Origin of the sequence: Cryptosporangium arvum DSM 44712, from assembly GCF_000585375.1 — a bacterium.
Lineage (GTDB): Bacteria > Actinomycetota > Actinomycetes > Mycobacteriales > Cryptosporangiaceae > Cryptosporangium > Cryptosporangium arvum.
On record NZ_KK073874.1, the window covers coordinates 2386428 to 2399359 of the forward strand.

Below are 12932 nucleotides of genomic sequence, written 5' to 3' on the forward strand. Positions count from 1 at the left end.
CTTTCTCCAGCGCCACGGAACTGGTTCCTGGAATGAGATGCCGTGACCGAGTACGACGTTCTGCTGGCTGACTGCCCGGCACGCACCGCGCTGGAGTTGATCTCGGGGACGTGGATGATCGTCGTCCTGGTGGGGCTCGCGCACGGCCCGCAGCGGTACTCCGATCTGCGGCGACGGTCGGGTGGGATCACCAAGAAGATGCTTTCCCAGACGCTGGCCAGGGCCGTCGACGGCGGCCTGGTCCGGCGGCCGGACCAGCGTGGTGGTGCCTACGCGCTGAGCGCGCTGGGCGAGTCCCTGCTCGTACCGGTGACCGCGCTCACCACCTGGGCCGAGACGCACGCCGACGAGCTCGCCGAACGCTGAGAACGCTGGGCACCTCGGGGTTCCCTCGCGCCTCCTACCGTTGACCACAGTGGCCGGATGGTGGGAGAGGAACTCATGACTCACGACGACGACGCTGTCCTGGTCGCCGGGGCGACGGGCAACGTGGGCGGCGCGCTCGCCCGGCAGTTGCTCGCCGCCGGGCGGCCGGTCCGCGCGCTGGTCCGTCCGGGTTCCACGCGCCCGGTGCCCGCCGGCGCCGTCGCGGTGGAGGCCGACCTCACCGACCGCGCCGGCCTGCGCCGGGCCTACGCCGGCGTCCGGGCGGCGTTCCTGCTCGCCGGTTACCCGGACATGCCGGGCATCCTGGCCGATCTGCGCGCCGCCGGCGTCGAACGTGTGGTGCTGCTCTCCAGCGGCTGCGTCCCCGGCGGCGACCTGGACAACGCGGTCGTCCGCTTCAACGTCGTCTCGGAAGCCGCGGTGCGCGACAGCGGACTGGCGTGGACGGTGCTGCGGCCCAGCGGCTTCATGTCCACACCCTGCAATGGGTGGATCAACTGCGGTCCGGCGACGTGGTGCGCGAACCCTTCGCCGACGTGCCGATCGCCGTCATCGACCCGGACGACATCGCCGCGGTCGCCGCCGCGGTGCTCCGGTCGCCGGGGCACGACCACCGCAGTTACCGCCTGACCGGGCCCGAGACGCTGCTGCCCGGCGAGCGGGCGGCGATCCTCGGCGCCGTGCTCGACCGTCCGATCCAGCTCCGGCCGGAGCCCGACGACCAGGCGCGGGCGCGGATGGCCGAATCGATGCCGCCGGAGATGGTCGACGCGTTCTTCCAGTTCTTCCGCCGCGGAGGCTACGACGACTCGCAGGTCGACGACGTCGCGCCGACGCTCATCGGCCGTCCGCTCCGGACCTTCCACGACTGGGCCGACGCCCACGCCGCCGCGTTCCGCTGACCAGCGTGCCGATCCGCCCCCGCGGCGCGCGCACGGCCCCCGCCCGAACTCGCGCCGTACCAGCGACGTTCGGCGGCGTGGACGACCCAGCGCGCACGAGGCAACAGTTCTCCGGCTGACGGCCTACCTCGACGTCCACCCATGGATCGGATATCCATGGGTGGACCGCGGAACTTGGATGGGAGACACGGTGTCGCTGCGGGACGTGCTCGACGACGCCCAGCGGCTTGCCTGGTCGTCGGGTCCGCTCCGCCGGGTCGGCCCGCTGAGGTTCGGGATGACCACCGACGACGTGCGCACCGCGCTGTCGGGCACGCTCAGCCTTGCGGCGTCGCAAGAGCGGATCCCGGGTGGCGGCGGCTGGGCCGAGTACGAACTTCGGGATCCGACGGCGTTCGGGCCGGCCGTGACCACCTACTACGACGAGTCGGACCGGCTGGCGGGTGTCGCGGTCAGCGCACTCTGCGGACCCCAGGTGGCAGTGGACGGCCTGCGGCTGGTCGGCCGCACACCGTCGCGGCTCGAGGACGAGTTCCGCGCCTATTTGGCCTCCCACGACCTGACGCTGCGTTACTCGCAGTTCGCCCATCCCTGGGCGCCGGAACTCGGGCTGGTCCTGCGGGTGCAGCGAGCCGGAGACCTCGTCCTGAGCCGACCCGTCTTCGTCGCCCCGAGTTGGGCCGAGCGGTGCGGCGACACCACCGAGGGCGCGATCCCGATCGAGGAGTGGCAGACCTTCGAGTGGTGATCGCCCTGCGAGTGTTGGGAACCGAACGTTCAGGACGTCACGCCGCCGATCGAGCACCGCTCGGATCCGCGCGAGAGTAACCACACCGCAGGGGGAACACACACAAACTTTCTGGAGGCTGGACGACATGAGCGACTGCTACGACTACAACCAGTGCAACGACTGGGACTACAACGAGTGCAAGCCGCGCCGTCGTCGCCACCACAAGAAGCGGTACAACGACTGCTGGGACTACAACCCCTGCAGCTGACGTCTTTCGCCATCGAAGCCCGGAGCGCACATCGCGCGCCGGGCTTCGTCGCGTCCGCCCTCGGAAGACGGACGGGTTCCGCGCGATGACGGGGCTGATGGACGACGTCGTGACGCCGATCGAGGTCGTGACCGACGGCCGGATCAACGCGCCGAACTCCGGCGCGTTCGGACCGCACGACGCTTGTCGTCGACGACGTTCCCGTCGGGCCCGACGGCGCGATCACGGCAATCGACCGGGCCGCGGTGACCGCCCTCGCCGCCGCTAGTACCTCCGGAGCGCTTCCCGGTCGGTGGGCAGCCCGACCTCGCCGAGTACGGCGTCGCGCTCGACGTCGCTGATCTGCCAGAAGTAGTCGTTCGCGGCGAGCACCTGGAGATAGGCGCGTTGAGGACCGCGGAGCGGTTCGGCGGGCGGCTGCGGAAACGCCGCGTGGAGCAGGCGGCCCCAGGTGCGGTCCGGGGAGCACGCGGGTGACGCCCGGCCGACGCTCAGCGCGATCGGCAGCAACTCAGCGAAGTCGTCGGTGCAGCGGGTCGCGGCCTCCACCAGCAGGGCGCTCATCTCGTCGCCGGCGTGCGGAGGCGCGGGGTGTCCGTCGATCCACGAGTCGCAGTCCGCCGGATCGGCCAGAGCCGCGGTGAGGACGGGCAGCGTGCGCGGATCCGTGGCCACCGCCGGCGAGAGCGCGGCGCACGCGCGGACCACCCGGGAGGGATCGGTCAGTAGTTCGGCGGTGTCGGCACCGGCTCCGGCGAGCCCCAAGACGCAGTGGACCCGCGCCTCGGCGCCGTGGTCGCGCGCGCCGGTCCACAGGTGGTGGAGCGCCTGATCCGGCACGCCGCCGCCGGCCAGCGCGGCCCAGGACGCCGTGGCGTACAGCGCGGCGCGGCGTTCGTGCGGGTCGGCCGCGTCCAGCCACGGCACGAGCGCCGGGAGCACGACACCGGCGCGGGCGGCGCACGCGGATCCGAGGCGGCTCACGACGACGTGGTCGGGCGCGTGGTCGGGTTCCCACACGACCTCGTAGAACGGCAGCTCGGGATCGTCGCGCCGCACGTAGTCGACGGTCAGCGGGTCGGCCTGGAAGGACGAAGCCCGGGCCGCGACGTGACCCAGAAATTCCAGGAGCGCAGTGCGCTCCGGGACCACCGGCAGCACTTCGACGATCCGTGCGACGAGCGGACCGGCCTCAGTGGACAGTGATCCCTGGTGCACGGCCCGATCGAGCTCTTGTCGGCCGACGTCGGTCATGGCATCGATGAATAGCGCCCGGCTCCCCGCTGGGGCAAGACCTCGTGCGGCTACCGGGTGAGAGCTCGGATCCAGTGGTCGACGTGGTGGTCGAGGTAGTCGGCAGTCGTCCGCCAGTGCTCGCCGTCCTCGCGCCAGAGACGAAGCCAGGGCTGTTCGCCGCGCGCGGCGCCGTGGCACAGCAGGTCGTACATGGCGCGGGCCCGCGGGCCCAGCATCCGGGCCAGCGCGGGCCGGTCGGCGTCGGCCAGACCGTACCCGTCGACCACGAGGGCCAGGCGTTCGGCGGCCCGGTCGACGGGTCGGTCCGGGCGGAGGCCGGCCAGGGTCTGCGCAGCGTAGGCCAGCTCCCAGAGCCGCGACCCCGGCGCCGCGGTGTCCCAGTCGATGAGCACCCAGCCGCGCGGCGAGCGGACCAGATTCCACGGGGCGACGTCGTGGTGGCACAGCAACTCGTCCCGGTCCGGCGGGATGACGCGGTTCCAGGACGCGTCGGCCGGTGGGACGAAATCCGCTACCGCCCGATGGAAGTCGGCGAGGAACGCGCCGATCGGCCGGAGCTCGGAGGGGGAGTACGTTCCGGCCGGATCGCCGGTTTCCCCCGGCACGTACTCCAGAACCTGCCGATTCCGCTCGTCCCGGCCGAGCGGGCGCGGTGCGCCACGGAACCCGACCTGCTCCAGGTGCCGGAGCAGCGCGTCCACGGCATCCGTCCACGGCCCGGCCGGGCGACGCACGGTGTCCCCGACCCGGACGACACCCGCGGTCACCCGCCCGCCCAGCGGAACCTCGGCCGTACCTCCCATACCGAAATTCTGACGCACGTCCGGCCGGGAGGCAGCGTTGCTCGCTCGCGGTGCACGCCATTCCCGGGATCACCCCGGGTTCGCGTCCCGCGCCGCCCGCGACGACGTCTGGGCCCCGGCGCTGACCCCGCAGGAAGCGGAGATCGCCGCCCTGGCGAGCGAAGGTCTGTCTCACCCGGAGATCGGCGCCCGGCTCTTCATCACCCGCCGCACCGTGCGGTACGCCCTGCGGAAAGTCGTCGCGAAGCTCGGGATCACCCGTCGGTTCACAAATCGTTCACCGCTTCGGGATCCACTGCGGTACCCCTCAGCGCCACCAACGGGAGTCCTGATGATTCGTAACGTCGTCCTCGTCCACGGAGCCTGGGCCGACGGCTCGGGCTGGCGAGCCGTCCACGACCTGCTGACCGCCGACGGCTACTCGGTGAGCGTCGTCCAGCACCCCACCGTCTCCCTGGCCGACGACGCCGCGATCACCCGGCGCGTCCTCGACCAGCAGGACGGCCCGACCGTCCTCGTCGGCCACTCCTACGGTGGCGCGGTGATCACCGAGGCCGGCACCCACGAGAAGGTGGCCGCGCTGGTCTACGTGGCGGCGTTCGCACCCGACCAGGGCGAGTCGGTGAACACGCTGATCGCCGACCCGCCGCCGGGAGCGCCGACGCCGCCGATCCTGCCCCCGGTGGACGGCTTCCTGCTGCTCGACCGGGAGAAGTTCCCGGCCGCGTTCGCCGCCGACCTGCCGGCCGACGACGCCCGCTTCCTGGCCGACTCCCAGCTGCCCTGGGGCCTGGAGGCCGTCGGCGGTCCGATCACCGAGCCGGCCTGGCGCTCCACCCCGAGCTGGTACCTGGTGGCGGGCGACGACCACATGATCCCGCCGGTCGCGCAGCGGGCGATGTCCGAGCGCATCGGGGCGACGGTGACCGAGGTGGCCAGCAGCCACGCGGTCTACGTCTCCCACCCGGAGAGCGTGGTCGCGCTCGTCCGCGCGGCCGCCGGCGCCTGAGCACCCCGGGCCCGGCGGTGCTGAGTACCCCGGGCCCGGCGGTGCTGAGTACCCCGGGCCCGGCGGTGCTGAGTTCCCCGGGCCCGGCGGCGAGCGGCCGCCGGGCCCTTCGGCGTCAGACGACGTTGTCGTACGGCTGGGTGATGACCTCCAGGTAGTGCCCGGACGGGTCGAGGAAGTAGACGCCCCGCCCGCCGTGGTCGTGGTTGATCTCGCCCGGTTTGGTGCGTGCCGGATCGGCCCAGTAGTCGATCCCGGCCGCGGTGATGCGTCCGAAGATCCCGTCGAACGACTCCTCGGGGACCAGGAACGCGTAGTGCTGCGGCGCGACCTCGAGGTGCGGCGGCATCGTCGCGAAGTCGAGCGTCACGCCGTTGCCGAGCGCGAGCGGCAGGAACGGCCCCCAGGCCGTACCGAGCTCGACGCCGAGCACGCCGGCGAGGAAGCGCGCCGACTCCTCGCGGTCGCGGGCGCCGACGATCGTGTGGTTGAACTGGATGGATGTGGACATGCTGCGGTTGCCTCCAGCGGCTGAGTGCGTGCCTTCGATGAATGGGCGAACGCACCCGCACGCCTCCACGGGTTCCGTGGAGTGCGGGAGGAAGTCAGGGGAGACGCGCAGGCGCCGAGAAGGTCAGCCGCGCCCTGTGAACGTAAACGTCACGTGATCATCCCCTTGGCGTCGCGGTGCCGGCGGCCCGACCGCCGATGGGACCGGCGGCGCGGCACGGCACCGAGCCATCAGTACACCGGAATACTTCGAGCGCGGTCAAGAACCGACGTTGCGGCCGCCCCATACCCTTCCGATCTGTCCACAACCGGACCGGAGACACGCCACCGATGAACGTTCTGAAAGGCCGTGCGGTTCTCGCTGCCCTCGGCGTCCTGGCCGCTGTCGCCCTCACGGCGTGCAGCGCGGACAACGACCCCGAGCCCGCGGTCGACGCCTTCCTCAAGAATTGGCGGCAGGGCCAGCTCGGCAAGACCAGCTTCGTGGACCCGGACGGCAAATCCGTCCCGGCCGCCGATGTCACGGCGCAGCTGACCAAGCTGACCGGCGAGCTCGCGGCGGCCCCGACGAAGCTCGAACGCGCCGGCGACGCGAAGGTGAAGGACGGGAGAGCAGTCAGCCCGGTCCAGGTGACCTGGACCCTGCCGGGTCCGGTGACCTGGACCTACCGGACCGACGTGCGGCTGCGCGAGCGCGACGACACCTGGGACGTCACCTGGGAGCCGGCGCTCGTCCACAAGAAACTGAAGGCGGGCGACACGCTCGGGACCAAGCGCGAGGAAGCACCGCGCAGCGGCATCCTCGACCACACCGGAGCCCCGATCGTGAGCCCGCGGCCGGTCGTCTCGGTGCTGCTCGACCCGGCCAAGGTCACCGACCCCGCCGCGGCCGTGAAGCAGCTGGGCGCTGCGTTCGCGACGATCGACACCGAGGTCGACCTGGCCGACCTGCCCGGGCGGCTGGCCAAGGCCAAGCCCGGCATCGCGGTCGACGTCGTCGTGCTGCGTCAGGAGGCGTACGACAAGATCGCGTCGCGGATCACCGCGATCACCGGCGCCACCGTCGTGAAGTCCACCCGCGACCTCGCGCCCACCCGGCAGTTCGCCCGGGCGCTGCTCGGCTCGGTCTCGGACGCGACCGAAGAGGACATCAAGGAGAAGCCCGGCCTCTACGCCGTGGGTGACCACGTCGGGCACGGCGGGCTGCAGTCCGCGTTCGACCAGCGTCTGCGGGGCGTCCCCGGGGTGACGGTCGTGGTGAACCCGGCCGGGACCGCGCTGTTCACCAGCGCACCGAAGCCCGGCGTGGCCGTCCGCACCACGCTCGACCAACGCGTCCAGACCGCCGCCGACGCCGCGCTGGCGGACCTTCCGCAGCAGAGCGCGCTGGTCGCGATCCGGATCAGCGACGGCTCGGTGATCGCGGCCGCCAACGGGCCGGACGGCGGGTCGTTCAACGCCGCGTTCGAGGCCAAGGTCCCGCCGGGTTCGACGTTCAAGATGGTCTCGACCCTCGGCCTGCTCGATCAGGGGGCGGTCACGGCCGACGCCACCGTCGCCTGCCCCAGCCACCTCGCCGCCGGCGGCCGGGAATTCAAGAACTTCGACGACTTCGAGCTGGGCGACGTGCCGTTCCGCACCGACTTCGCCAAGTCGTGCAACACGGCCTTCGTCGCGCTGGCGCCGAAGCTCGGGCCCGACGGACTGGCCGACGCCGGTCGTCTGCTCGGTCTGGAGTCGAAGTACGGGCTGGGCCTACCGGCCTTCTCCGGCAAGGTCTCCACCGGCGGCGACGCGGCCGAGCGCGCCGCGGCGGCGTTCGGCCAGGGCCGCACCGTGGTGAGCCCGCTGGCGATGGCCTCGGCCACCGCCGCGGTGGCGTCCGGCCGGTGGACGCCGCCGTCGCTCACCGGGAAGTCGGCCGTGGCCCCCGGGCCGCAGCTCAAGACCACCACGGTGGAGCCGCTGCGCGCGATGATGCGCCAGGTCGTCACCGACGGCACCGCGACGTCGCTGCGTGACGTGCCGGGCAGCCCGGTGTACGGCAAGACCGGAACCGCGGAGTTCGACAACGATCCCGAGCACGCGCACGCGTGGTGGGTGGGCTGGCAGGGCGACGTCGCGTTCGCGGTGTTCGTCGAGAACGGCGGTCACAGCAGTTCAGTCTCGGTGCCGGTCGCGGAGAAGTTCCTCCGTGGGTTGAAGTAGCCGTTCGATCTCCCCGACGACGTCGGCCAGCGGGCGCCGGGTGTCGAGTTCCCGCGTCGCCCCGCGCCGGAGGAGCGGTTCGACGGTGCTGACGTAACCCGCGATCTCGGCCCGCTGCGCCGCCGTCCGGCCGTAGGGGTTCGCGCGGCGTCGCCGGACGCGGTCGAGCAGTACCGGCAGCGGCGCGCTGAGCAGGACGACGTGGTCGAAACGGTCGTAGAACCGCCCCTGGTTGTCGACGGTGCCGGAGACGACCACGTCGTCGTTCGCCGCGAGGAGCCGCTCCATCCGGGGCTCGTCCCAGGTGCCGTCGGGCTGCGTCCACCCGTCGTAGTCGGTGTCGACCGCGTGGTGCCCCCGGGCCCGGAGCGCGTCGAGCACCGACGACTTGCCCGCCCCGGACATTCCGGTCACCAGGATTCGCGCCACGGTCACCAGTCTAGAGAGATAGAACGTTCGTTCTTGACGAACGCGGCTTCGCCGGTCATCGTGATGGAGACAGAACGTTCGTTCTCCTTTGGAAGGGCAGAAGTGACCACCCTCGCGCCATCCGCCGCCCCGGCCCTGCGCCGCCTGTACCTCGTCCGCTTCGGGTTCGCCGTGGTCTGGGCGATCCTGCTGACGTCGACCGGGGCGGACCTCAACCCGGTCAGCGTCGGCCTGCTCGTCCTCTACCCGGTGTTCGACGTCGCCGCGGCCGTCGTGGACCTGCGCTCGTCACGCACCTCCACGCTCGCGGTGAACGCCGCGGTCAGCGCGCTCGCGGCGGTCGGGCTGGCCGTCGCGGCCGCGGCCGGTGTCCCGGCGGTGCTGCGTGTCTGGGGTGCGTGGGCGATCGTCTCCGGGCTCGTCCAGCTCGTCGTCGGGGTCCGCCGGCGTGCGCTCGGCGGCCAGGTGCCGATGATGCTCGCCGGCGGGATCTCGGTGCTGGCCGGCGCGTCCTTCGCCGCGATGGCCGGCGCGGACGACCCCGCGGTCGCCGGGGTCGCCGGGTACGCCGCCGTCGGAGGCGTGTTCTTCCTCGTCTCGGCGCTGCGGCTGGGCCGCGCCGCCCGGGGGAACTGACATGTTCGACGTCATCGTGATCGGGGCCGGACCGGTCGGGGAGAACGTCGCCGATCGGGTCGCCCGGGGCGGACTGAGCGTCGCGGTCGTCGAGCGGGAGCTGGTCGGCGGCGAGTGCTCCTACTGGGCGTGCATGCCGACCAAGGCCCTGCTCCGCAGCACGGCCGCGCTCCGTGCGGTGAACCGGTTACCCGGAGCGCGCGAGGCGGTGACCGGGCCCGTGGACGCCGCCGCCGTGCTCGCCCGTCGCGACTCGTTCGCGTCGAACTGGGCCGACGACGGTCAGGCGGCCTGGCTCGACCAGGCCGGCGCCCGGCTGTTCCGCGGCCAGGGGCGGATCAGCGGAGCCCGCGCGGTCGAGGTCACCGCCGCGGACGGCACGGTCACGTCGCTGACGGCGCGGCACGCGGTCGTCGTCGCGACCGGCAGCAGCGCGCTCGTGCCGGACGTCGCCGGTCTGCGTGCGGCGGCGCCGTGGACCAGCCGGGAGGCCGCCGCGACCACCGTGGTGCCCGGCCGGCTGGCGATCGTCGGCGGCGGTGTCGTGGCGTCCGAGCTGGCGACGGCCTTCGCCGGCCTGGGCTCCGCGGTGACGATGCTGGCCCGTGACGGCGTACTCCCGGCCGCCGAGCCGTTCGCCGGCGAGCTGGTCACCGGGGCGCTGCGTGACGCCGGGGTGTCGGTGCGCCCGGGCGCCGAGCTGCGGTCGGCGGAGCGCGCCGCCGACGGGACCGTCCGGGCCGCGCTCACCACCGGTGAAACGGTCGAGGCCGACGAACTGCTGGTGGCGGTCGGCCGCACGCCGAACACGAGCGACCTCGGCCTCGACCGCGTCGGCCTCACGCCCGGTGGCTGGCTGCGGGTCGACGACGCGCTGCGTGTCGTCGGGGTGGACGGCTGGCTGTACGCGGCCGGGGACGTCAACCGGCGCGCGCTCCTCACCCACCAGGGCAAATACCAGGCTCGCGCGCTGGGCGACGCGATCGTGGCCCGCGCCGCCGGGGGAGCCGTCGACCACGGCCGGTGGGGACGGCACGCGGTCACGGCCGACGAGGCGGCGCCACAGGTGATCTTCACCGAGCCGGAGGTGGCGTCGGTGGGGCTGACCGCGGCCGCGGCGGAGGCGGCCGGGCTCCCGATCCGGGTCGTCGACCACGACCTCGGCGCGGTCGCCGGGGCCGCGGTGCACGCCGACGGCTACCGGGGCCGGGCGCGGATGGTCGTCGACCGGGACCGGAACGTGATCGTCGGCGTCACGCTGGTCGGGCCCGACGTCGCCGAACTGCTGCACGCGGCGACGATCGCCGTGGTCGGCGAGGTTCCGCTGGACCGGCTGTGGCACGCGGTCCCGGCGTTCCCGACGATCAGCGAGGTCTGGCTGCGCCTGCTCGAGGCCTACGGCCGCTGACGGTCCCGCCACCACGGACGGGAGACCAGCGCGGCCAGCGCGGCGCCGACCGCGTTGACGAGCACGTCGTCCACCGACGACACCCGGTCGAGCCGCAGCACGTACTGGGCGGTCTCGACCAGGGCCGAGCAGGCCGCGCCGAGGGCCAGCACCCGCGGCACGGACGCCAGCGCCGCGAACCGCATCGGGGCGAAGAACCCGAGCGCGGCGAAGATCAGCAGGTTGCCGGCGATCCCGAGCGGACCCATCGCGACCAGGTCCAGCAGCGGGACCAGGCTCACCCGGCCGGGAACGGTGCCTGCTCCCGGGCCGGGCATCAGCGCCAGCCAGAGGAACGGCACCGTCCCGTAGACCATCCCCACCTCGGCCACCGAGACGACCGTCGGCGCCCGGCGCGCACGGGCCAGCACCCACGCGACGAGCGCCGCCACCGGCACCCCGAGCAGCGTCATCAGCAGGACGCCGTTCTCGGTGTCGTAGCAGCCGTGCCAGTGCCCGGTCAGGCAGCGCGGGGCCGACATCGTCAGCGGCCGGCGCAGCACGACGACCAGACCGGCGATCGTCGCGACGAGGAGCACGACCCGGCGGCGTGCGGACAGGGTGGCGCTGTGGTTCACCACCCCATCCCAGTGCACGCACCGTATCGGCGGCGTATGCGGTTTCCGATACGCCGGCGATAGCCGGCCGCTACTTCGGAGGCATCCGGATGCCTCCGTCGACGCGGATGACCTCCGCGTTCATGTAGCTGTTGGTGATCAGCTCGACGACCATGCTGGCGAGCTCGTCGGCCACGCCGAGGCGCTTCGGGAAGAGCACGTTCTTGCCGAGGTTGGCCTTGAACGCCTCGGAGGCCTCGCCCTCGCCGTAGATCGGGGTGTCGATGAGCCCCGGGGCGATCGTGTTGAGCCGGACGCCGACCGCCGCCAGGTCCCGCGCGACCGGCAGTGTCATGCCGACGATCCCGCCCTTGGAGGCGGAGTACGACGCCTGGCCGATCTGCCCGTCGAACGCGGCCACCGAGGCCAGGTTGACGATCGCGCCGCGGCCGCCGTCGGCGTCGGGCTCGTTGCGGCTCATCGCGGTCGCGGCCAGCCGTACGACGTCGAAGGTGCCGATCAGGTTGATCGCGATCACCTTGCGGAAGGCGTCGAGGTCGTGGGCGGAGTCGAACTCGCCGTCGCGTCCGACGGTGCGCTGGGCCCAGCCGATACCGGCGGAGTTCACGACCGCGCGGAGCGGGCCGAGTTCGGTCGCGGCGTTCACGGCCGCCTTGATCTGGTCGGTGTCGGTGACGTCGACCGTGAGGAAGACGCCGCCGATCTCCTTCGCGAGGGCCTCGCCCTTCTCGGCCTGCAGGTCCGCGACCACGACGGTCGCACCCTTCGCAGCGAGCTGACGGGCCGCGGCGGCACCGATGCCTGACGCGCCACCGGTGACGATGGCGCTTGCGCCGTTGATGTCCATGGCACTCGACTGTAGTGAACCGCGGTTCTGGTTCCGGACCTATTCGGAAAGGTGTTCCAGGTCATCCAGCAGGCTCGGGTGCGTGGGCTCCCAGCCGAGCACCGCCCGGGTGTGGGCACTCGAGGACGGCTGGTCGGCGGCGAAGATCGGGCCGAGCGGGCCGTAGGTCTCCTCGGCGACCGGCTCGACCGGCAGCCCCAGCCGGCGGCCGATGACCGCCGCGATGTCCCGGACCTGATCGCCCTCGTCGGCCACGGCGTGCCAGGCGCTGCCCGCCGGTGCTTTCTCCAGCGCGAGCCGGAACAGGACCGCCGCGTCCAGGGCGTGCACGGCCGGCCAGCGCTGGGTCCCGTCGCCGGGATAGCCGGAGACTCCGGTGCGGCGCGCGATGTCGGTCAGCAGGCCGGCGAATCCGCCCTTGCCCTCGTGGTGGACGGTTCGGGGCAACCGCACCGCGCTGCTCCGGACCCCGCGCGACGCCAGCGCGAGCACGCCGTTGACCGAGCGGGCCCGCCCGCCGACCGGCCCGTCGAGCGGCAACGGGTCCTCCTCGGTGGACAGCCGGCCGGTCACCCACGGCGTGCCGGAGACCGTGACGTACGGGCGGTCGCTTCCGGCGAGCTCCTCGCCCAGCGTGGCCATCGCCGCGCTCTCCTCGGCGACCGCGCGGGCCAGGGCGTCGGGGCCGCTGAAGTCGTTGCGGAACGCCAGGTGGACGACGCCGTCGGCCCTGGCGGCGCCGGCGCGCACCGCGTCCAGGTCGGCGAGGTCGCCGAGGAGCGGCTCGGCTCCGGCCGCCTCGACGGCGCGCGCGGACGCTTCGGCGCGGGCCAGCGCGACGACGGAGTGACCGTGGCGCCGGAGCTCGGCGACGACGGCGGAACCGACCAGGCCGGTGCCGCCGGTGACGAATACGTGCAT

16 protein-coding genes and 1 pseudogene are annotated in these 12932 nt (G+C 72.9%); 10 read left to right on the forward strand and 7 right to left on the reverse strand.

What is annotated here, in order from left to right:
* The first annotated feature begins 42 nt into the window (after positions 1 to 42).
* The 5 genes from CRYAR_RS11105 (at position 43) to CRYAR_RS50135 (ending at position 2287) form a co-directional block, all read left to right on the forward strand.
* On the forward strand, positions 43 to 366 hold the full coding sequence (locus CRYAR_RS11105) for a winged helix-turn-helix transcriptional regulator (protein ID WP_035850362.1): 324 nt from the start codon (positions 43 to 45) through the stop codon (positions 364 to 366).
* Positions 367 to 441: 75 nt separating this feature from the next.
* Positions 442 to 1017, forward strand: coding sequence for an SDR family oxidoreductase (locus tag CRYAR_RS11110; RefSeq protein ID WP_211247388.1), 576 nt, complete (start codon positions 442 to 444; stop codon positions 1015 to 1017).
* Positions 924 to 1289: a Rossmann-fold NAD(P)-binding domain-containing protein gene (locus tag CRYAR_RS48545; protein ID WP_211247389.1), complete on the forward strand. Its 366-nt coding sequence runs from the start codon at positions 924 to 926 to the stop codon at positions 1287 to 1289. Before CRYAR_RS11110 ends, CRYAR_RS48545 begins: the two co-directional genes overlap by 94 nt.
* Before the next feature lie 178 nt (positions 1290 to 1467).
* On the forward strand, positions 1468 to 2037 hold the full coding sequence (locus tag CRYAR_RS48550; protein WP_211247390.1) for a hypothetical protein: 570 nt from the start codon (positions 1468 to 1470) through the stop codon (positions 2035 to 2037).
* A gap of 127 nt (positions 2038 to 2164) precedes the next feature.
* Positions 2165 to 2287, forward strand: a complete 123-nt coding sequence (locus CRYAR_RS50135) for a hypothetical protein (protein WP_281174558.1) — start codon at positions 2165 to 2167, stop codon at positions 2285 to 2287.
* A 264-nt stretch (positions 2288 to 2551) separates the two neighbouring features.
* On the opposite strand, the gene CRYAR_RS11120 is transcribed toward CRYAR_RS50135, so the two are convergent.
* Entirely contained in the window at positions 2552 to 3541 is a 990-nt protein-coding gene (locus CRYAR_RS11120; RefSeq protein WP_035850364.1) for a HEAT repeat domain-containing protein, read from the reverse strand.
* Between the two features lie 50 nt (positions 3542 to 3591).
* On the reverse strand, positions 3592 to 4347 hold the full coding sequence (locus CRYAR_RS11125; protein WP_035850365.1) for a phosphotransferase: 756 nt from the start codon (positions 4345 to 4347) through the stop codon (positions 3592 to 3594).
* 37 nt (positions 4348 to 4384) lie between these two features.
* On the opposite strand from CRYAR_RS11125, the pseudogene CRYAR_RS51240 reads away from it, so the two are divergent.
* Together CRYAR_RS51240 and CRYAR_RS11130 are read left to right on the forward strand one after the other, a co-directional pair.
* Positions 4385 to 4600: pseudogene (locus tag CRYAR_RS51240) on the forward strand (helix-turn-helix domain-containing protein); the annotation flags it as partial.
* Between the two features lie 78 nt (positions 4601 to 4678).
* Positions 4679 to 5356, forward strand: coding sequence for an alpha/beta fold hydrolase (locus tag CRYAR_RS11130; protein ID WP_035861767.1), 678 nt, complete (start codon positions 4679 to 4681; stop codon positions 5354 to 5356).
* 115 nt (positions 5357 to 5471) lie between these two features.
* Here CRYAR_RS11130 and CRYAR_RS11135 read toward each other — a convergent pair whose 3' ends face one another.
* Positions 5472 to 5867 (reverse strand): VOC family protein, encoded by a 396-nt coding sequence (locus CRYAR_RS11135; protein ID WP_035850366.1) that lies wholly within the window; start codon positions 5865 to 5867, stop codon positions 5472 to 5474.
* A 329-nt stretch (positions 5868 to 6196) separates the two neighbouring features.
* Here CRYAR_RS11135 and CRYAR_RS11140 point away from each other — a divergent pair, with 329 nt between their 5' ends.
* On the forward strand, positions 6197 to 8074 hold the full coding sequence (locus CRYAR_RS11140) for a penicillin-binding transpeptidase domain-containing protein (RefSeq protein ID WP_035850368.1): 1878 nt from the start codon (positions 6197 to 6199) through the stop codon (positions 8072 to 8074).
* Here CRYAR_RS11140 and CRYAR_RS11145 read toward each other — a convergent pair.
* Positions 8027 to 8503, reverse strand: a complete 477-nt coding sequence (locus CRYAR_RS11145) for an AAA family ATPase (protein ID WP_051572003.1) — start codon at positions 8501 to 8503, stop codon at positions 8027 to 8029. The genes CRYAR_RS11140 and CRYAR_RS11145 overlap by 48 nt on opposite strands.
* A gap of 63 nt (positions 8504 to 8566) precedes the next feature.
* Here CRYAR_RS11145 and CRYAR_RS11150 point away from each other — a divergent pair, with 63 nt between their 5' ends.
* Positions 8567 to 9139 carry a hypothetical protein gene (locus CRYAR_RS11150; RefSeq protein WP_051572005.1) on the forward strand — a complete coding sequence of 191 codons (573 nt, stop codon included), beginning with the start codon at positions 8567 to 8569 and terminating at the stop codon, positions 9137 to 9139.
* 1 nt (position 9140) lies between these two features.
* Entirely contained in the window at positions 9141 to 10547 is a 1407-nt protein-coding gene (locus CRYAR_RS11155) for a dihydrolipoyl dehydrogenase family protein (RefSeq protein ID WP_035850372.1), read from the forward strand.
* On the opposite strand, the gene CRYAR_RS11160 is transcribed toward CRYAR_RS11155, so the two are convergent.
* From CRYAR_RS11160 to CRYAR_RS11170, 3 genes are all read right to left on the reverse strand, one after another.
* Entirely contained in the window at positions 10535 to 11164 is a 630-nt protein-coding gene (locus CRYAR_RS11160; protein WP_035861769.1) for a VanZ family protein, read from the reverse strand. The two genes, CRYAR_RS11155 and CRYAR_RS11160, sit on opposite strands and share 13 nt — an antisense overlap.
* A gap of 70 nt (positions 11165 to 11234) precedes the next feature.
* Positions 11235 to 12011: an SDR family NAD(P)-dependent oxidoreductase gene (locus CRYAR_RS11165; protein WP_035850373.1), complete on the reverse strand. Its 777-nt coding sequence runs from the start codon at positions 12009 to 12011 to the stop codon at positions 11235 to 11237.
* Positions 12012 to 12050: 39 nt separating this feature from the next.
* Complete coding sequence (locus CRYAR_RS11170; RefSeq protein ID WP_035850374.1) at positions 12051 to 12932, reverse strand: SDR family oxidoreductase; 882 nt, start codon at positions 12930 to 12932, stop codon at positions 12051 to 12053.

Bases quoted from the DNA above. Each gene is read 5' to 3' on its own strand.
- CRYAR_RS11150 (WP_051572005.1), top strand. From the start codon at position 8,567: ATGGAGACAGAACGTTCGTTCTCCTTTGGAAGGGCAGAAGTGACCACC.
- CRYAR_RS11110 (WP_211247388.1), top strand. From the start codon at position 442: ATGACTCACGACGACGACGCTGTCCTGGTCGCCGGGGCGACGGGCAAC.
- CRYAR_RS11165 (WP_035850373.1), bottom strand. From the start codon at position 12,011: ATGGACATCAACGGCGCAAGCGCCATCGTCACCGGTGGCGCGTCAGGC.
- CRYAR_RS11155 (WP_035850372.1), top strand. From the start codon at position 9,141: ATGTTCGACGTCATCGTGATCGGGGCCGGACCGGTCGGGGAGAACGTC.
- CRYAR_RS11140 (WP_035850368.1), top strand. From the start codon at position 6,197: ATGAACGTTCTGAAAGGCCGTGCGGTTCTCGCTGCCCTCGGCGTCCTG.
- CRYAR_RS11120 (WP_035850364.1), bottom strand. From the start codon at position 3,541: ATGACCGACGTCGGCCGACAAGAGCTCGATCGGGCCGTGCACCAGGGA.
- CRYAR_RS11170 (WP_035850374.1), bottom strand. From the start codon at position 12,932: ATGCACGTATTCGTCACCGGCGGCACCGGCCTGGTCGGTTCCGCCGTC.
- CRYAR_RS11130 (WP_035861767.1), top strand. From the start codon at position 4,679: ATGATTCGTAACGTCGTCCTCGTCCACGGAGCCTGGGCCGACGGCTCG.
- CRYAR_RS11125 (WP_035850365.1), bottom strand. From the start codon at position 4,347: ATGGGAGGTACGGCCGAGGTTCCGCTGGGCGGGCGGGTGACCGCGGGT.
- CRYAR_RS48550 (WP_211247390.1), top strand. From the start codon at position 1,468: ATGGGAGACACGGTGTCGCTGCGGGACGTGCTCGACGACGCCCAGCGG.
- CRYAR_RS11135 (WP_035850366.1), bottom strand. From the start codon at position 5,867: ATGTCCACATCCATCCAGTTCAACCACACGATCGTCGGCGCCCGCGAC.
- CRYAR_RS50135 (WP_281174558.1), top strand. From the start codon at position 2,165: ATGAGCGACTGCTACGACTACAACCAGTGCAACGACTGGGACTACAAC.